General features: G+C 31.2%; 18 protein-coding genes and 3 tRNA genes. 14 read left to right on the top strand and 7 right to left on the bottom strand.

Annotation, left to right across the window (positions count from 1 at the left end; all coding sequences use genetic code 11):
* Positions 1-96 precede the first annotated feature (96 nt).
* Genes A9G36_RS06195 through A9G36_RS06185 form a run of 3 tightly spaced genes read right to left on the bottom strand, consistent with a single transcriptional unit; the run spans position 97 to position 1,869 of the window.
* A complete protein-coding gene (locus tag A9G36_RS06195; protein ID WP_065569254.1) occupies positions 97-471 on the bottom strand; it encodes a hypothetical protein in 375 nt (124 codons plus the stop codon).
* On the bottom strand, positions 468-935 hold the full coding sequence (locus A9G36_RS06190; RefSeq protein WP_065569253.1) for a hypothetical protein: 468 nt from the start codon (positions 933-935) through the stop codon (positions 468-470). The genes A9G36_RS06195 and A9G36_RS06190 overlap by 4 nt, the downstream gene beginning before the upstream one ends.
* Positions 925-1,869: a PilN domain-containing protein gene (locus A9G36_RS06185; RefSeq protein WP_065576035.1), complete on the bottom strand. Its 945-nt coding sequence runs from the start codon at positions 1,867-1,869 to the stop codon at positions 925-927. Before A9G36_RS06185 ends, A9G36_RS06190 begins: the two co-directional genes overlap by 11 nt.
* A gap of 203 nt (positions 1,870-2,072) precedes the next feature.
* Between A9G36_RS06185 and A9G36_RS06180 the strand changes: the two genes are divergently transcribed.
* The 7 genes from A9G36_RS06180 to A9G36_RS06150 all read left to right on the top strand — a co-directional run bounded on the left by A9G36_RS06180 (position 2,073) and on the right by A9G36_RS06150 (position 6,191).
* Positions 2,073-2,148: transfer RNA gene (locus A9G36_RS06180), tRNA-Val, on the top strand.
* A gap of 35 nt (positions 2,149-2,183) precedes the next feature.
* Positions 2,184-2,259 (top strand) — tRNA-Val (locus A9G36_RS06175).
* A gap of 9 nt (positions 2,260-2,268) precedes the next feature.
* Positions 2,269-2,344, top strand: a tRNA-Lys gene (locus tag A9G36_RS06170).
* A 591-nt stretch (positions 2,345-2,935) separates the two neighbouring features.
* Positions 2,936-3,283: an HIT domain-containing protein gene (locus A9G36_RS06165; RefSeq protein ID WP_034943390.1), complete on the top strand. Its 348-nt coding sequence runs from the start codon at positions 2,936-2,938 to the stop codon at positions 3,281-3,283.
* Positions 3,284-3,290: 7 nt separating this feature from the next.
* A complete protein-coding gene (locus A9G36_RS06160) occupies positions 3,291-3,923 on the top strand; it encodes a hypothetical protein (RefSeq protein WP_034943387.1) in 633 nt (210 codons plus the stop codon).
* Positions 3,923-4,969 (top strand): beta-N-acetylhexosaminidase, encoded by a 1,047-nt coding sequence (gene nagZ, locus A9G36_RS06155; protein WP_065569252.1) that lies wholly within the window; start codon positions 3,923-3,925, stop codon positions 4,967-4,969. The genes A9G36_RS06160 and nagZ overlap by 1 nt, the downstream gene beginning before the upstream one ends.
* Positions 4,950-6,191, top strand: a complete 1,242-nt coding sequence (locus A9G36_RS06150) for a sigma 54-interacting transcriptional regulator (protein WP_065585508.1) — start codon at positions 4,950-4,952, stop codon at positions 6,189-6,191. Before nagZ ends, A9G36_RS06150 begins: the two co-directional genes overlap by 20 nt.
* A 67-nt stretch (positions 6,192-6,258) precedes the next feature.
* On the opposite strand, the gene A9G36_RS06145 is transcribed toward A9G36_RS06150, so the two are convergent.
* Together A9G36_RS06145 and A9G36_RS06140 are read right to left on the bottom strand one after the other, a co-directional pair.
* A complete protein-coding gene (locus A9G36_RS06145; protein WP_065585507.1) occupies positions 6,259-7,293 on the bottom strand; it encodes a glycosyltransferase family 2 protein in 1,035 nt (344 codons plus the stop codon).
* 14 nt (positions 7,294-7,307) lie between these two features.
* Positions 7,308-8,225 (bottom strand): hypothetical protein, encoded by a 918-nt coding sequence (locus A9G36_RS06140; protein WP_065585506.1) that lies wholly within the window; start codon positions 8,223-8,225, stop codon positions 7,308-7,310.
* A gap of 198 nt (positions 8,226-8,423) precedes the next feature.
* On the opposite strand from A9G36_RS06140, the gene rfbB reads away from it, so the two are divergent.
* Genes rfbB through rfbD form a run of 4 tightly spaced genes read left to right on the top strand, consistent with a single transcriptional unit; the run spans position 8,424 to position 11,779 of the window.
* The gene (gene rfbB / locus A9G36_RS06135) at positions 8,424-9,488 is read left to right on the top strand and encodes a dTDP-glucose 4,6-dehydratase (protein WP_065569249.1); all 1,065 of its coding nucleotides are present in this window, start codon (positions 8,424-8,426) and stop codon (positions 9,486-9,488) included.
* Between the two features lie 11 nt (positions 9,489-9,499).
* Positions 9,500-10,366: a glucose-1-phosphate thymidylyltransferase RfbA gene (gene rfbA / locus A9G36_RS06130; RefSeq protein ID WP_034943370.1), complete on the top strand. Its 867-nt coding sequence runs from the start codon at positions 9,500-9,502 to the stop codon at positions 10,364-10,366.
* An 8-nt stretch (positions 10,367-10,374) separates the two neighbouring features.
* On the top strand, positions 10,375-10,905 hold the full coding sequence (gene rfbC / locus A9G36_RS06125) for a dTDP-4-dehydrorhamnose 3,5-epimerase (protein ID WP_065569248.1): 531 nt from the start codon (positions 10,375-10,377) through the stop codon (positions 10,903-10,905).
* 7 nt (positions 10,906-10,912) lie between these two features.
* Positions 10,913-11,779, top strand: a complete 867-nt coding sequence (rfbD, locus tag A9G36_RS06120) for a dTDP-4-dehydrorhamnose reductase (protein WP_065574015.1) — start codon at positions 10,913-10,915, stop codon at positions 11,777-11,779.
* Here rfbD and A9G36_RS06115 read toward each other — a convergent pair.
* A complete protein-coding gene (locus tag A9G36_RS06115; protein WP_065569246.1) occupies positions 11,771-12,664 on the bottom strand; it encodes a hypothetical protein in 894 nt (297 codons plus the stop codon). The genes rfbD and A9G36_RS06115 overlap by 9 nt on opposite strands.
* 427 nt (positions 12,665-13,091) lie before the next feature.
* On the opposite strand from A9G36_RS06115, the gene A9G36_RS06110 reads away from it, so the two are divergent.
* The 3 genes from A9G36_RS06110 to A9G36_RS06100 all read left to right on the top strand — a co-directional run bounded on the left by A9G36_RS06110 (position 13,092) and on the right by A9G36_RS06100 (position 16,617).
* The gene (locus A9G36_RS06110; protein WP_065569245.1) at positions 13,092-14,054 is read left to right on the top strand and encodes a UDP-glucuronic acid decarboxylase family protein; all 963 of its coding nucleotides are present in this window, start codon (positions 13,092-13,094) and stop codon (positions 14,052-14,054) included.
* Positions 14,054-15,352 carry a UDP-glucose dehydrogenase family protein gene (locus A9G36_RS06105; protein ID WP_034943359.1) on the top strand — a complete coding sequence of 433 codons (1,299 nt, stop codon included), beginning with the start codon at positions 14,054-14,056 and terminating at the stop codon, positions 15,350-15,352. Before A9G36_RS06110 ends, A9G36_RS06105 begins: the two co-directional genes overlap by 1 nt.
* A gap of 149 nt (positions 15,353-15,501) precedes the next feature.
* Positions 15,502-16,617, top strand: a complete 1,116-nt coding sequence (locus A9G36_RS06100) for a glycosyltransferase family 2 protein (RefSeq protein ID WP_065569244.1) — start codon at positions 15,502-15,504, stop codon at positions 16,615-16,617.
* A 652-nt stretch (positions 16,618-17,269) separates the two neighbouring features.
* On the opposite strand, the gene A9G36_RS10500 is transcribed toward A9G36_RS06100, so the two are convergent.
* Positions 17,270-17,338 carry a hypothetical protein gene (locus A9G36_RS10500; protein WP_442902655.1) on the bottom strand — a complete coding sequence of 23 codons (69 nt, stop codon included), beginning with the start codon at positions 17,336-17,338 and terminating at the stop codon, positions 17,270-17,272.
* Positions 17,339-17,419: the final 81 nt, after the last annotated feature.

Genomic DNA, 17,419 nt, shown 5'->3' with positions numbered 1-17,419 from the left:
TAATATGATAAATATAGTTAGTGTGCAGTGTATTATTATTCTTAAGCTTATATTTTGAATTTTCATTATTGGTGTATACCTCAGGGTTAAATAGTGTTATGGTTCATTTAGTGATATTGTCCATGAAATGCTTTCTTGACAGTATTGAGGTAACATTGCTTGAAAGATTATTTTATCGTTTAATAAAGAATGGATTTGCCAAGGTAACAATATGTTAGGATCCATATCCCCTAGAATATCCAACCATTCATTTTGAGATGCTAACCAAATTTGCTGATAATTTTTATCGTTATGTTTTATATGCCCTTTATATTGCCAAGTTTGTATTTGGTTAAATAAGGTGTTTTTTTGTTCATGGCATGAAGTTTGATATTGTGGGTAAAAGGGATCGCGTATTATTTTTTGTTCGGCGTAAACATTAAAATAGCTGATTGAAACAGATACCAGTCCAATGTATAGATAGTTTTTCATGCTATTTCCTTTTTCAATACTAACGTAAATGATATCTTTAAATAATTATCTTCTTGATAGATATCTAAATTCTTAAAATCCAGATAAAAATAATTTTCATTAAAGTAGGTGATCAAATTAATTAGATTATTAAATTGACCATATAATTCAATATCCCAATTTGCTGTGTTTTCCATTTGGTAATGTTTGAAAGACCCCAGAGTTAAATGATTTTTTTTAATTGCTTTTGCAAAATCCTGTTCTGATATGAGAATGAAAGGTTTATCTGTTTGATATCTTGCAAGCTGTGCTTTTAATTGTTCAATATTTTGATTGTTTGCATAAAATAACATGGTCTTTTGATGTACTTGATTAGCAAGATCATTAATAAAAAATAGATAGCCAATGGCAAATATCGCTAACGTACTTAAAAAACAGAGGCAGTATTGTTGCCAAAGTGGTCTATAAAAAAAATCACTGTTCATTTAGTTCAATATCCATTTCAAACAAAAAATTATTTTTGTTAGCCAATATAGCTTGAATTTGGCTTTTTTTAATGCTTTCTTGTTTTGATACTCGTTTTTTGAAATTAGTAATTTCGAGATAGCTAAAACTATATCCTTTTATTGAAATTTTATTTTTGACAAAATTAAATGATTCTAGCCAACTACCAATAGGTAGCTGTTCAGAAAGTATTAATAATGATTGGTAAATTTGCTTTTGACTTGAAGATGATATAGGAAGGTAATTAGATAATTTTTTTCTTAATTGTTTCTCAATAGTTTGTTGTTCGGCTATTTTAAAAACATAATAATTAAGTTTGTTTTGTTCCTGTATCCATATATAAAAAAATAAACTGCATAAAACCACGATAAAGCTGGCAATTGTGAATATGAGTTGTAATTTTTGTTTTTTTTGTTTTTCTTGCCTCCATGGCAAAAAATTTAATTTATTATCACTGGTTAAGTAACCAATGAAACTTAGTAATAGATTATATTTTTCAAAAAGTTTAATCCAGTTATCGATAAAATGACGCTCACATATTGCAACATTTATTTGTTTTTGATTAGATGAATAGCTAAAATCAAAATATACATTTTTAGATGATAATTGAAATAATTTGTAAATTGATGCTTCAACATATAAAGCGATTTCGTTTAGTTGAATTTTAATTTTAGGTAAAGGTAGTTGTTGCATTTGGATATAAGTGTTATCCAAATGAAGTTCAAAAATAGCATATTGTGAAACACTTTTTTTTAATTTTTTTATCAGTAATTCAATTTCAGAAAAATATTGGTAATGATACTCAATCATGGAGTTATGGTCAGTTAAAGCCTCTTTTTTCTTCGTATGTAGGATTTTATAACGTAAAAATTTGGGTTCAATATAGATGATGACTCGACATTTTTTTATTTTCATAATTAATGATCTTTTAATTAGCCCAGAAATATTGTTTGATAATAGTCATTTTTACCACTGTTAAAATTAACAAAAAGGATTTTTTGAGAGCTATCACGCAAAAAATGTTTAAAATTAAATCGAACGGGGGCAATTTGGCAGAAAAATAAAAAAAAGGGTTGACTGAAATGAGGTGTGGCTTATAATGCACAGCCACACGGTAAGGGTGATTAGCTCAGTTGGGAGAGCACCTCCCTTACAAGGAGGGGGTCACTGGTTCGAACCCGGTATCACCCACCAATCTTTACCGTGATGTTTCGTTTATGAAGCATTTGGGGTGATTAGCTCAGTTGGGAGAGCACCTCCCTTACAAGGAGGGGGTCACTGGTTCGAACCCGGTATCACCCACCATCTGTAGATGGGTCGTTAGCTCAGTCGGTAGAGCAGCGGACTTTTAATCCGTTGGTCGAGCGTTCGAATCGCTCACGACCCACCATTTCTTAAAAATTAAATCATCAAGATATAACTTAAAAAAGACAAAATAATGACAGCGTTGTCGTTCAAGAAATTCGCCAGGAATGAATTTGAACAAGGCACATTGTTGGTTTCGAAAGGCTAAGGTATATCATGTGCTTTATAATTAAGCTCAAGCCTATCATGTTTCCAAAATTAAATCGTTAAGATATAGCTTAATAAAAAGTAAAGTGATTGGAAGTATGGCTGTGTTTACTTTTGTTGATGCTGTTGTGTTACATGAGTTATAAAATCGGATTGAAATATTCTAAAATTACTTAAGTGTCGTTTAGGTTTGCCCACTTTATGTTTACCATTATTTTAGATAGTTATATCAATGGGATAAAGTGTGCCATATTGCGTAGTGGCTATCAAACGATAAAATAATAAAACTTTATTTTTTTAGCATAAAGATGATTAATATCATAATGATAATTAGCTATGCAATTTTAAGGGAATACTTTAAGAAAAGATTGTCGATATGTAACGATATATATACACTTTTATTATTAAAATATGTTATGCTTGCTCAAAGGTAATTTTTGTTGATGAATGTTGGTAAAAGGAAAATACAATGGCAGAAGAAACTATTTTTAGTAAGATTATTCGAAGAGAAGTTCCCGCTGATATCGTTTTTCATGATGACAAAGTTACTGCGTTTCGAGATATTTCTCCCCAAGCTCCAATCCATATTTTAATTATTCCTAATAAACTTATCCCTACGATTAACGATATTACTGAAGAAGATGAGACCATGCTTGGGCATATGGTGACTGTGGCAGCTAAAATCGCTAAGCAAGAAGGTATTGATGAAACTGGTTATCGTTTAATTATGAATTGTAATAAAGATGCAGGGCAAGAGGTTTTCCACATTCATATGCATTTGTTAGGCGGAAAAAATTTAGGTCGATTAGTCGGGTAATTTTAGTATGAATAAAATTAAACAGTTATTAGTTATAAATTTGCTTGTCGTTTTATTAGGTGGATGCCACCTTATCTCAAACACTGAAAAGGCTGAGGTGAGTTCTTCTGTTGATGTGATTCAACCAACTGAATCAGTGGTTGAACAACCACCACAGTTTACCAAAAAAGTTGATTGGTATGCCATATTATCACCATATGTACAACAATTATTACAATCATCTCCAGTATATGAGGGTAATAATGTCATATTGATAAGTGATATTCAAAATAGAAGTGGTGATTATCTTGCTAATAATCAAGTTGATGATACATTGCATCAACTCATGGATAAGCAAAATACGTTTATTGTTGCTGATAAAAAATCAATAATTCTAGCTAAACAGACTTTAGGCATTTCATCAGATGACAAGTTAGTATCGCGTAGTAAGATGATTGGTTTAGCTAAATCAATGAATGCTGGTTATGTATTATTCACTACGATTTATAAGACGCCAAGTGATGAAAATAATGCAGATCTTTCAATGGAATTGCTTGCCACTCAAAGTGGGGAAATTTTAAAGAGAATTACGTCTAAAGATTTTCTTCAAACTCAAGATGAAAATCCAAATCAAAGTGTAGAGTTTGAGGAAAATAAATAATGGGACCATTATTGATTGATTTCGAAGGTAAATCACTTTCTTTCGAAGATAAAAAGCTTTTGCAAAACCCACTAGTTGCAGGAGTGATTCTTTTTAGTCGTAATTACCAAGATCCTGCTCAATTAACCGATTTGATAAAAGAGATTCGTGCCGCATCTTCAAAACGTCTATTAATTTCAGTTGATCATGAAGGTGGGCGTGTTCAACGTTTTAAAAATGGATTCACAGCCATTCCTCCAGCTCAATCTTTTGCTGCAGTTAATGAGCTTGAACAAGCTAAGTCATTAGCATTTGATGCTGGCTGGTTACTTGCTATGGAGTTAATGGCTTTTGATATTGATCTTAGTTATGCACCTGTTTTAGATTTAGGTCATGATTGTTTAGCTATTGGTACGCGTTCATTTCATTATGATGTTAATATTGCTTATCAGATCTCATCAGCTATGATTGATGGTATGCATGCTGCAGGAATGAAAACAACGGGAAAACATTTTCCTGGTCATGGTCATGTTATTGCCGATTCACATAAAGAAACTCCAGTTGATCACCGTGAAAAATCGTTAATTAATAATGATATGCAGATATTTGCTAAACTTATTTCTGATAAAAAACTTGATGCAATTATGCCAGCACATGTTATTTATTCTAATTTTGATGATAAGCCTGCAAGTGGATCTCCTTATTGGCTGAAAACAATATTACGTGAGAAGTTAGGTTTTCACGGTATTATTTTTTCGGATGATTTATCTATGGAAGGAGCTTCAGTCATGGGGAATCATGCCGAGCGCGCTAAAACAGCTTTATTGGCAGGTTGTGATCTACTTTTGGCTTGTAATAACCGGTTAGCTACATTAGCTATTTTAGAACAGCTTGCTATACTCGATAGAGCTAAACCTTTAAGAAATGATAAAGCAAACTTATTACTTAAAAAGTCACATATATCTTATTCTCAATTAGTAAAAAGCCATGATTGGCAGCGCAGTCATGATAATTTAATGAAGCTTAATGATAAGTGGGCAGAATATAATGCAAGTAGCAATAATTGAAATTGATAATAGTTGTAATTTGGTTGCATATAACCAAACTGCAAAAGAATTATTTGCACCTAATTTATTAAAGGTAAATCAATCCATTGACTATCGGGAATTGTTTAACCTGAATGATACTATTTGTTTAGAAAAACAAGATGACACAATTATTGTGTTAGATGCGCAATACTTTTTGTTACAGCAAGTCAAAGTAGCCTTAAAAACACTTTATATTTTGCAACCTATTGAGTATTTAAAAAAACGTTTGTCAAAAATTGATGTTGTTGATTGCCAAGCTTTTGATATTTTTGCGACCAGAAGTAATGTTATGCAAAAGTTGGTAGATAAGGCTAAAGCTTTTTCGATGCAACGTGAGCCTTTATTGATCTCAGGTGAAACCGGAACTGGTAAGGATTTATTAGCCAATGCTTGCCATTTATATAGCCCTCGAGGAGATCAAACTTTTTTAGCATTAAACTGTGCAGCTATGCCAGATGATGTTGTTGAAAGTGAATTGTATGGTCATGCAGCGGGGGCTTATCCTGGCGTGCTTGAAAGCAAAAAAGGATTTTTTGAACAAGCAAATGGTGGTTCAGTATTACTTGATGGCATTGATGAAATGTCGTTTCAAATGCAAACAAAATTGTTGCGTTTTATTAATGACGGTTATTTTCGCCGTGTCGGTGATGATAATGAAGTTTATGTGGATGTACGTATTATTTGTGCAACAAAAGCTGATTTGGCTGTGTTAGTTGAGCAGGGTAAATTTAGAAAAGATCTGTATTATCGACTTAATGTACTATCACTTAATTTACCTTCATTGCAAGAACGTAAGGAAGATATTCCACTACTTATTCATATGTTTGTTGTTGAATTTGCAAATAAGCAAGGCGTTATCCCACCATTAGTTGATAATGATGTGATTGATTATTTGTCACGGTATTCATGGCCAGGTAATGTAAGGCAACTTAAAAATATTCTTTATTCTTCGTTAGCTCAGTTAACCTCGTCTGAATTAACAGTGAAAGATATTATTTTACCATCCTCAACGAAAACACAATTGCCATGGATAGATGATATCGAAAATAAAACTCTTGATGAAATGACTAAACAATTTGAAAAAGAGATTTTATTGCGGCTTTACGATAAATTCCCAAGTTCACGAAAACTAGCCAAAAGGCTTGGCGTTTCGCATACAGCGATTGCCAATAAATTAAGGGATTATCGAGTAAGGCGATGATTATATAAAACAAGTGAGCAATATTCGCTTGCTTTGTACTTTAAAAGGGAGCATTTTGTTATGTATATTAATTTAGTAAGGCATTTATTTTGTTATTCATGAAATTAATATCTTTATTCAAAACAGCCCTTATCAATATCATAATGTGTTTTAAAGGTATTTTCTTTCTAAAGCTATAACGTATCATATATATTATATTACTCAGCATTTTTGACTTATTTTTTATAAATAACCGTGCATAAATATGAGTATATATTTCCACTATGGGTGGTTTTTCTCTATGTAAATAATAAATATTGATATTAAAAAGATAATCGGAACGTAGAAAATTTATATATTGTGTTTTTGTCTTTGTTAATAGATTGCTTTTTTGTACGTATTTTGCGCACTTATCAATGACTTGAGCAAATAATTCAACATATTGTTTACTTATTTTTTTATTGCTGGTTAATGAGTTAGATCTTTTTCTATAATAATATAGAGGTGCTTTTGTATAATAACTCAAATTTGCAGATAACAATATATTTAATGTTATTAAGTGATCTTCGTGATTTCTTCCTTCAAATCGTACATTAAGCATTTTCTTTTTAAAAATATATTTCCAACACGCAGCTGGGTATCTTTCTTTTTCAATTAGATATGCAAATAATTCATTACCAGAGCTAAATTTGATTAAATTATTATCGTTATTATTAAATTCTAGATTTTCCAATTCTTCAAAGCGTTGGTTTTCAAAATAAAATAATTCAATAGCGCCATCAATGTTTAAAATGTTTAAAAACGTTGCAAATAAATTAGGATGTAAAATATCATCAGGATCGACGAATTGAATATATTGTCCTGTTGCTTGATTAATTCCAGCATTCCGAGCTTGGCTAACTCCTTGATTAGTTTGGTATAGATATTTCACACAGGAAAATTTTTCGGCAAATGCTTGAATAATAACAGCGGTGTCGTCAGTGGCGCCATCGTCTATACATATAATTTCTTTAGGTAGAACTGCTTGTTGAACAATGGAATTAAGACACTGTTCAATATAATTTTCAACATTATAACAAGGAATAATGATTGAAAGGTTTAGTATCGATTCTTCATTTACCATAATAAAATATCTTTTTAAGAAGAGACATTGCTGTTAATTGGTTTGACATTTTTGTTTATGGAGGCGTATGAACGCGGATGTTCTTTTGTTATTACACATTTCAACAATTTCAAAAAGCTCTTAATACTTAACTTATCTTTTTTCTTCATTTTATATGCATAAAATAAGTTTCGGAGCACCTCAATTTTAGGGTTGCGAGCTCGATACATTCGCATTAACATTTTTGCATAAGCGATTTCAAGCCTTGCACGTTCGCTAAGTTCATTATAGGAGATTTCACAAGTCATATCATGATACATTTTTCCTATACATAAACCTTTTAACATCGCAGTTTGTGGTGTTGCATGAATTAAATCAAATAAGCGGTGATCTGTGTGATAGAAAGCAAATTTTTCATCAAAAACATAATGATGATTATCCAGCAATTTATCAATTAAGTCTTTAGATAATGCAGTGCCTGAATTGATCGTTCTAGTGTTACTTAAGTTGAATTCTCCAGATGGTGTAACTTGCTCTCTTTGCTCAAAATCAGAAGGGAAACATTGTTTATCAATTTTTTGCTTAGGGAAAATTGCTGGGCAAACAATTGCGTAATGGCTGTTATGATAGATGTTTTGGAAGAAAGAGCAATCAATATTTGAATCTTGATCAAAAATAACGAAAAAATCATAATCCAATTTATTAATAAAATGATTATAAATTTTACTTAAAGATAGGTTTCGAACATCTTGATAAATTGATGTTGTTATTCCTTTATTTTGACTTAGCTCTAAATAATTTTTGATATCTTGTTCTTTAAGTAAATTTGGTCCATTATTCCAAACAATCATATTTAATTTAATGGATTCTAAATTTGTTTGTAAAATTGATCTTAACGTTTCAGAATCAGATAAAGCACAATTATATAGAACAGTTAATACGTTTATTCTCATGTTGATATGTTGAATAAATTAAGCAGTGGAAATTGCTAACAATATAACATATAAAGAATTACGAATACAATGGTTGTAAATTGGTGAGGAACTAGGGTATTTTTTTGAAAATATTACGATTAATACCTAATTCTAAATATTGCTATTTATTAACTTTGTTATTATTATTCCTTGCATAGGATTTTAGAGGATTGATTAATGAAAGTGATTGTTACAGGGGGAGCTGGCTTTATTGGTTCTGCTGTTGTTAGATATATTATTGAACAAACTAATGATGATGTATTGGTTATTGATAAATTAACTTATGCTGGGAATTTGGAGTCATTAGATAACGTATCTGAAGATAAACGATATCGTTTCAAGCAAATCGATATTTGTGATAGAAATGCACTTGATACTGCTATATTAGAATTTTGCCCAGATATCATTATGCACTTAGCGGCTGAAAGTCATGTTGACCGTTCAATTGATAACCCTGCTGCATTTATTGAGACCAATGTAATTGGAACTTACACGCTTTTGGAATCTACTTTAGCCTATTGGCGAACTTTAGATGAAAATAAACAAGCGAATTTCCGTTTTCATCATATTTCTACCGATGAAGTTTATGGTGATCTGCATGGAACTAATGATTTATTCACTGAAAAAACACCTTATTCGCCAAGTAGTCCATATTCGGCATCGAAAGCTTCAAGTGATCATTTAGTTCGAGCATGGAATAGAACCTTTGGTTTGCCTACAATTATCACTAATTGTTCTAATAATTATGGACCTTATCATTTTCCAGAGAAATTGATTCCATTAATGATTTTAAATGCTTTAGAGGGAAAACCTTTGCCTGTTTATGGTAATGGTCAGCAAATTAGGGATTGGTTATATGTCGAAGATCATGCAAGAGCGCTTTATCTTGTCGCTACTAAAGCAAAGATAGGCGAGACTTACAATATTGGTGGACACAATGAGCAAAAAAATATTGATGTTGTAAATCTCATTTGTGATTTGCTTGAAGAATTGTTCCCAAATAAGCCTCAAGGTATTAATCATTATAAAGACCTTATTACATATGTTACTGATAGGCCTGGTCATGATCAACGTTATGCTATTGATGCATCAAAAATATATCAAGATTTAGGTTGGAAACCGCAAGAAACTTTTGAAACGGGTATGCGTAAGACTGTTTTATGGTATTTAAAAAATAAAGATTGGTGCGAGCGTATTAAAGATGGCTCATATGCAAGATCGAGACAAGGCATTATTAAATAGTAGGTAAATTTATGAAAGGAATTGTACTTGCAGGTGGGTCAGGAACTCGCCTTTATCCTATAACTCGTGGTGTTTCTAAACAATTGTTGCCTGTTTATGATAAACCTATGATTTATTATTCTTTATCGGTGCTTATGCTTGCTGGTATTCGTGATATTTTGATTATTACTACTCCTGATGATCTACCCATGTTTCAACGATTATTAGGTGACGGTTCACGATTTGGCATTAAACTTAGTTATGCTGAACAACCTAAACCTGAAGGGCTAGCTCAAGCTTTTTTAATTGGTGAAGAATTTATTCAAAAACAACGCTGTTCTTTAGTGCTGGGTGATAATTTATTCTTTGGAGAGAGTTTTGGCAAAAAATTAGCAAGAGTTGCTGCTCAAAAAAAAGGTGCAACAATTTTTGGTTATCAAGTGCTTGATCCAGAACGATTTGGCGTCGTTGATTTTGACGAAAATTTTAGAGCGTTATCCATTGAAGAAAAACCCGTCAAACCAAAATCCAATTGGGCTGTAACTGGTCTTTATTTTTATGATGAAAATGTGGTTGAAATGGCAAAACAAGTTAAACCATCTCATCGTGGTGAGTTGGAAATTACGACTCTTAATCAAATGTATTTGGATGCAGGATTGTTAAACGTTGAAATCCTAGGTCGCGGTTTTGCTTGGCTTGACACAGGTACACATGACAGTTTACTTGAAGCTTCATCGTTTGTTCAAGTGATAGAAAAAAGGCAAGGGCTCAAAGTAGCTTGCCTTGAAGAAATAGCTTATCGTAATGGTTGGTTAAGCGCTGAACAAGTAAAAGAAGAAGCTGTTAGTTCAGGCAAAACATTATATGGGCAATATTTAGCAAGATTGATAGAGCAATAGGTGGAAAAATGGAAGTTATTGCAACGAATATTGAGGGTGTAAAAATTATAAAGCCTAAAGTGTTTGGCGATGAAAGAGGTTTTTTCCTCGAAACTTTTGAGCAAAAACGTTATCAAGATATGTTAGGTATAGAACTTAATTTTGTTCAAGATAATCATTCTCGTTCACAAAAAGGGGTGTTGAGGGGATTACATTTTCAAAAGCAAAATCCTCAAGGAAAACTTGTTCGAGTTGTTAGAGGTGAAGTTTTTGATGTAGCTGTCGACATTCGTAAAGATTCCCCAACTTATGGAAAATGGGTTGGTGTTACCTTAACAGAAGAAAATAAAACGCAGCTGTGGATTCCCCCTGGGCTTGCTCACGGTTTTGCTGTGTTGTCAGATATTGCTGACTTTGAATATAAATGTACTAACTATTATGATCCTAAATCAGAAGGGTGTTTATTGTGGAACGATCCAACAGTAAATATCAGATGGCCGATTTCAAATCCATTACTATCGGCAAAAGATAAGTTAGGCAAAAAACTACAGGAGTTATAGTTAATTGATGAAAGTTTTGTTAACTGGTGCTAATGGTCAATTAGGACATTGTTTTAAAGATATCTTTCCTTCAGATTGGCAATTACTTGCCACAGACAGCCAGCAATTAGATATAACTGATGACTTAGCTGTTGATAATTTTGTCGCCTTGCATAGACCAGATGCCATTGTAAATGCTGCAGCATATACTGCAGTAGATAAAGCAGAAGATGAATATGAATTAGCTTATAAAGTTAATGCAGTCGGTCCTAAGAATTTAGCAATAATTGCCAAAAAATATCAAGCAAAACTAGTTCATGTTTCGACCGATTATGTTTTTGATGGTACCAAACGCTCCCCTTATTTAGAGGATGATTTAACCAATCCTGTTAATGTCTATGGTGAGACTAAACGAGCTGGTGAATTGTTTGTCTTAGATAATTATTCCTCTGCAATTGTAATTAGAACCTCTTGGGTTTTTAGCGAATATGGCAATAATTTTGTCAAAACAATGTTAAAACTTGGTCAAACTAGATCTGAATTAACCATTATTAATGATCAGCTAGGATGTCCAACGTATGCAGGTGATATTGCTAAAACGATTTTAAAAATGTTAATGAATGATATTCAAGGTGGCATATATCATTATTGTGGTGATAAGTATGTAAGTTGGTTCCAGTTTGCCTCTAAGATATTTGCAACAGCTAATGAATTAAATCTTATGACTAATCACAATATAATAGTAAAGCCAATTTTAACCTCAGCGTATCGAACTAAGGCTAAAAGACCGTTATATTCTGTTTTAAACATGGATAAAATAAAACAGTTAGAGATAAAAGGGTCTGATTGGAATAAAGCATTAATTGATGCGATTCCTCGCATCCATTTAGAGTAATTGATTCATTGTTAGAGGTATACAAGAACGAGGGTGTTTTTTTCTAAAAAGACATTTTACTAATTCAAGAAATTCTGAGAACGAATACTCTCTTCTTGTAAATTTTCTTAATAAATATAAAAAGACATTTAACCGGCTTTTTTTATCATAAAAAATTTTATTTAATACTTTTGAATATTCCATTTCTAGTCTTCTTGTGGCGCTTATTTTTTTTCTATCCTGTAAGTTAAAATCCAAAGAATGATTAATTTTCCCCACACATATCCCTTTAAATTGAGTTTGTTTTAATGCTTTTAAATCAAGGAAAAAACTGGTATCAATGGCATAAAGTGCATAACGTTCGTCGAAAACAGCTTGCTTTTTTTTGATTATATATTTTATTAATTGGTTAGATAGTGTTAATCCAGATGAGATAGACTCAATTTCTCCCATAGTAAAAACTTTTTTATCAAAAAGTTTTCGTGTTTCGTGATATATTGGGAAACATAATGAATTTTGTTCTGAAATCCATCCAGTAGAATAGATTTCAGGAACAATTACATCAAAATTATCATTCATGATAATGTTTTGGAAAAAATCATTATTTAATATTGAGTCTTGATCCAAGATAGTGAAAAAATCAAAATTTTCTTGCTTAATAAAAATGTTGTAGATTTTACTTAAAGCAATATTATAAAGGTTTTCATAGATAGAAAGGTGAATGTTTTTACTGTCACAAATGGATTTATATTGTATACATTCCTGATGATTCAGTGCTTTCGGGCCATTATTCCATATAATTACATTTAAAGTGATACCATTTTTATCTGAACTTAATAATGATTGAAAAGTTTTAGAATTTTCAATATTTGCATTGTATAAAATAATTATAGCCGTAATTTTCATTTATATAGTTAGGTGTATTTATTTTAGCGCTATTATATTCTAACTTTTTATGTTTAGGGAAGGTTGCTATATGAATTAATCAAATTGAAGGGAATCTTACCTGTTTTTTTGTAATATTGAAAAGTGAGGAGAGCTAATAAGATTACAATGAATTACAAAATAATTACAAAATATATTGTCAATAATGAGATAATATAGTTATACTTACTCGCTTGTAAAGCTAAATAATTTTTTTGTTAGGGAGAACATGAATATAGATTTATCATTGCTCACTCCATAAGTTGTAGAATTAAAAAGAAAAATATAATATTTTAATTCATATTTAGTCAAAAAATAAATCAAATCAATTTAAATTAAATTAAATATAGCAAGCTAGAAATTCGTTTTTGCTAAAAAATTATAAAGTCATTGTTATTGGAGATTATAAATGGCAAGCATTTTGGTAACAGGTGGGAGTGGTTTCCTCGGATCAAATTTGTGCATCAGACTGATTAATGAAGGAAACAAAGTAATTTGCGTGGATAATAACTATACAGGTAGAATGAAAAACTTGGCAAGTATAATCGATCACCCTAATTTTTCATTTATCAACCATGATGTTATTAATCCTATTGAAATCGATGGCTCTTTAGATGAAATTTATCATTTAGCCTGTCCAGCCTCGCCTCCTGCTTATCAGGGAAAAGCTGCCATCATGACAACAAAAACTTGTGTTTATGGGGCAATTAATCTACTTGAATTGGCAAAAGAGAAAAATGCCAAAATATTGTTATCCTCTACTTCAGAAGTTTATGGCGATCCGTTAGTTCACCCCCAAGTTGAAAGTTATCGTGGAAATGTAAACCCTAATGGTATAAGAGCTTGTTATGATGAAGGAAAACGTTGTGCAGAAAGTTTATTTTTTGATTATTATCGCGAAGAAAATGTAAAAATAAAAGTTATTCGCATTTTTAATACTTATGGCCCAAGAATGGATCCAAAAGATGGAAGAGTCGTAAGTAATTTTATTTGCCAAGCACTGCGTGGAGAAGATATTACTATTTACGGGGAAGGTACTCAAACTCGTTCATTTTGTTATGTAGATGATTTAATTGATGCAATGATCAAAATGATGAAAACTTCGGATGATTTTGTTGGACCAGTAAATACAGGTAACCCAGGTGAATTCACGATAAAAGAGTTAGCTGAAAAAGTAATAGCTAAAGTTGGTGGAACATCTAGAATTGTTTATTGTGACTTGCCTAAAGATGACCCTACTCAGCGTAAACCTGATATATCTCTAGCGAATGAAAAATTATCATGGAAACCAAAGATTGATTTAGATCATGGTTTAGACAAAACGATTGAATATTTTAAATCTGAAATAATGAATAATAGAGGTGATAAATAATGCAAATAGGTATTATTGGTACGGGATACGTAGGGTTGCCTACAGGTGTTGGACTAGCTGAATTAGGTCATAGAGTTATCTGTATTGACAGAGAACTGTCAAAAATAGAAAAATTACAAAGAGGCGAAGTTACTCTTTTTGAAGATGGTTTAGAAGAACTATTAAAGAAAAACTTAAAAAATGGAAATATTTCATTTACAACCTCTATGCAAGAAGGAGTTGCTGGGGCAGATATTGTCCTTATTGCAGTAGGAACACCGCCCCATCCAGTGACTAAAGAAGCCGATATGAAATATGTTCATGCAGCTGCTACCGAACTTGCTCAATATCTAGATGGCTATACAGTGATTGCAACTAAATCTACTGTTCCTGTTGGTACAGGTGATGATATCGAAATGTTAATTTCTAAAAGAAACCCAGAGGCAAAATTTGACGTGGTATCTTTGCCTGAATTTTTGAGAGAAGGTTTTGCGGTTTATGATTTTTTCAATCCTGATCGTATTGTAATAGGAACCAATTCAGAAAAGGCAAAAGAAATATTAACGGAGTTATATAAACCATTTTCTGAAAAATCAAAAATTTTATTTGTGAAAAGAAGATCAAGTGAAACGATCAAATATGCTTCTAATGCATTTTTAGCGATGAAGATCCATTATATCAATGAAATGGCGGATTTTTGTGAAAAAGCACATGCTGATATAGACGAAGTAGCGAAAGGAATGGGGTTAGATTCTCGTATCGGTAATAAATTTTTAAACCCTGGACCAGGTTATGGTGGCAGCTGTTTCCCTAAAGATACTCATGCCATGCATTTTATGGCTAAGCAAAATGGTGTGGAGCTTACACTAATTGATGCGGCAATAAAAGGCAACGAAAAACGAAAACAGAATATTGCTGGAAAAATTATTGAAAAAGTAAGTAGTGTTAAAAATGCAAAAATTGCTGTATTAGGGCTGGCATTTAAAGGTGGTACGGATGATTGTCGAGAAAGTCCTGCAATGGAAATTATTGCAGAATTATTAAAAGCAGAGTTAAAAATTATTGCTTATGATCCTAAAGGAATGGGAAATGCAAAAGAGCTGCTTGACGATAAAATTTGTTATGCTGATGACATGTATTCAGTAGCTCATGGGGCAGATATTTTAGTAATTTTAACTGAATGGGATGATTTTAAAAATTACGATTTGAATCGCATAGCGTCAACGATGAGAACGAAAAATATTTTTGATGCTCGTAATCTTTTAGATTGTGATCTTGCTAATAAGCTTGGTTTTTCATATTTTAGAATAGGGAAATAAATCAAAACTATATTAGCAATAAGGTAGGATTGATATGAGCGTTCTTGTAGTAGAGCGATTAATTAACATTATAAATTTATTATCTTGAATAACTTTATTTATGGGTATACAGCGGCTAGTTTAACTAATTTGAATATTATGAGGTTCTAATGTCATTAGATATATCAATTATTGTACCTGTTTATAATTGTGATAAATATTTGAAAAAAAGTATTGATAGTTTATTAAATCAAACTATAGATAACATAGAAATCATCTGTATCGATGATGGATCTACTGATGAGTCGCTTAACATTTTAAAGGATTATGCTAGTAAACATTCTCATATCGTTTTGTTAAGCCAAGAAAATCAAGGTCCAGCAATTGCTAGAAATAGAGGACTAGCTATTGCACAAGGTGAATACATCATGTTTTGCGATAGCGATGATTGGTATGAACCAACTATGTGTGAAAAAATGTTGGAAACAATAAGACTAAAAAATGTCGATATGGTTATGTGTGATTGCAATATTGTAAAGTATGACAAATCATATGATGTGCGTGATGATGATATTAATTATCATAAACTAAATATTTTTGGATATCACACGTTGACTTTTGAACTGAGGCATAAAGTTAGTAGTGTCCTTTGGAATAAGATCTTCAAAAAAAGTATTATTGATAAATTTAATATTGATTTTCCATCTGGTTATTATCATGACGATGTGGCGTTTATTTTACAATATCTTTGTTCGTCAAAAAATTTGTATGCAATTGATTGTAATCTATATAATTATGTATTTCGAAGCAATTCGATAATGCATCAAACTTATTTTACACCAAATCATGAAAAAAAATTATTTGATGTAATTGATGCAATGAAATATTTTTATTCTAAATTAGTTGAAAATAATAATTTAGTTGGTAATAAAAAGCTTTTTATAACAAAGTTAGTTTCAGTGATTCAATGGGTATTAAAATATAATAACAATGAAGAGAAAATGGTTTATTTTTTAAATTATTGTAATGAGAAACTGATTTTTGATTTAGATCTAGATATTTTCCCTGAAAGTAATGAACGTTATTACATAAATATGGTAAAAGATAAAAATTATGATTTCTTCAGAAAGCTACATAATATTCAAAAAGAAAATAATATATCCAGTCAGAAAGAGATTAAGAAAATAACTAAAGTTAACAAAATGATTTTTGGTAAAATATTAGTTATCATTCGTAGTTATTTGCTTTTTCCATATTATATTTATCGAATATATAAAAAATTATAAAAATTTTTTAAAAAGCAATTTAGGAGCTGTTTATCTTTAAAAAGGCATAAAGTTGTTGTTATAATTTAATTTCTCCAAAAATTAACAATAACAATGCTTTATGCCTAAAACAATATTAATAATATACATTTGAAAAAAATCATCAAAATTGATTCTAAATACAGGTCTAATTTACAATAAACGAGCACATTGCAACACACTGGAAGTATAATTTATAGCGAATGCGAGTTTGTCACTGTGCAATATATCCCAAGGAAATTTTGAGGGCTAGAACATCATGGTTTTCCAACGTTTTAATTTCTGACAAAAAAGGGCTTATTGGCACAATTGATAATAATACAGTTCACTAGGTTTAGTAAGTAGTAAAACAGAAAATACCCAATTATTTATACTCCATGGTTAAAATAATCTTCTAAAAACTCATAAGGCGTTTTTTCCAAAACTGCTTTATGTGGTTTAACTGTAAATACTCCATTTTTAGTCCAAAACTAACGTAGAAAATTATGTTGATTATTTTAGTGACTATATTCAATAGGGATCATATTATTTAATACCTCATGGGATCTTTAAGTATTATAAATGGCGAGTGATTCTTCGGTCATTCTCCCAGCTTGTTCTAGGTTGTTAAAAAATACAAATCTAACACATCGGTTCAGTAAGTCTGGTTAAATCGTTCATTGTAATCATTTTGATATGGGCTATCAGGCTCAATATAATCAATGGTGATACTTTAAGGTTTTGCCCAAGAGGTAAAGATTCTTCCAGTAAATTCAGGTTCATTATTGCCCCATATTTTGATTAT

Origin of the sequence: Gilliamella sp. Choc6-1, assembly GCF_001690385.1 — a bacterium.
Lineage (GTDB): Bacteria > Pseudomonadota > Gammaproteobacteria > Enterobacterales > Orbaceae > Gilliamella > Gilliamella apicola_A.
The sequence above is the reverse complement of the archived record's forward strand: the minus strand, read 5'-3'. Positions and strand labels throughout refer to the sequence as shown.

What these genes read in the sequence shown, in the direction of transcription:
- A9G36_RS06195 (WP_065569254.1), bottom strand. Translation starts at nt 471, where the DNA reads ATGAAAAACTATCTATACATTGGACTGGTATCTGTTTCAATCAGCTAT.
- A9G36_RS06190 (WP_065569253.1), bottom strand. Translation starts at nt 935, where the DNA reads ATGAACAGTGATTTTTTTTATAGACCACTTTGGCAACAATACTGCCTC.
- A9G36_RS06185 (WP_065576035.1), bottom strand. Translation starts at nt 1,869, where the DNA reads ATGAAAATAAAAAAATGTCGAGTCATCATCTATATTGAACCCAAATTT.
- A9G36_RS06165 (WP_034943390.1), top strand. Translation starts at nt 2,936, where the DNA reads ATGGCAGAAGAAACTATTTTTAGTAAGATTATTCGAAGAGAAGTTCCC.
- A9G36_RS06160 (WP_034943387.1), top strand. Translation starts at nt 3,291, where the DNA reads ATGAATAAAATTAAACAGTTATTAGTTATAAATTTGCTTGTCGTTTTA.
- nagZ (WP_065569252.1), top strand. Translation starts at nt 3,923, where the DNA reads ATGGGACCATTATTGATTGATTTCGAAGGTAAATCACTTTCTTTCGAA.
- A9G36_RS06150 (WP_065585508.1), top strand. Translation starts at nt 4,950, where the DNA reads ATGCAAGTAGCAATAATTGAAATTGATAATAGTTGTAATTTGGTTGCA.
- A9G36_RS06145 (WP_065585507.1), bottom strand. Translation starts at nt 7,293, where the DNA reads ATGGTAAATGAAGAATCGATACTAAACCTTTCAATCATTATTCCTTGT.
- A9G36_RS06140 (WP_065585506.1), bottom strand. Translation starts at nt 8,225, where the DNA reads ATGAGAATAAACGTATTAACTGTTCTATATAATTGTGCTTTATCTGAT.
- rfbB (WP_065569249.1), top strand. Translation starts at nt 8,424, where the DNA reads ATGAAAGTGATTGTTACAGGGGGAGCTGGCTTTATTGGTTCTGCTGTT.
- rfbA (WP_034943370.1), top strand. Translation starts at nt 9,500, where the DNA reads ATGAAAGGAATTGTACTTGCAGGTGGGTCAGGAACTCGCCTTTATCCT.
- rfbC (WP_065569248.1), top strand. Translation starts at nt 10,375, where the DNA reads ATGGAAGTTATTGCAACGAATATTGAGGGTGTAAAAATTATAAAGCCT.
- rfbD (WP_065574015.1), top strand. Translation starts at nt 10,913, where the DNA reads ATGAAAGTTTTGTTAACTGGTGCTAATGGTCAATTAGGACATTGTTTT.
- A9G36_RS06115 (WP_065569246.1), bottom strand. Translation starts at nt 12,664, where the DNA reads ATGAAAATTACGGCTATAATTATTTTATACAATGCAAATATTGAAAAT.
- A9G36_RS06110 (WP_065569245.1), top strand. Translation starts at nt 13,092, where the DNA reads ATGGCAAGCATTTTGGTAACAGGTGGGAGTGGTTTCCTCGGATCAAAT.
- A9G36_RS06105 (WP_034943359.1), top strand. Translation starts at nt 14,054, where the DNA reads ATGCAAATAGGTATTATTGGTACGGGATACGTAGGGTTGCCTACAGGT.
- A9G36_RS06100 (WP_065569244.1), top strand. Translation starts at nt 15,502, where the DNA reads ATGTCATTAGATATATCAATTATTGTACCTGTTTATAATTGTGATAAA.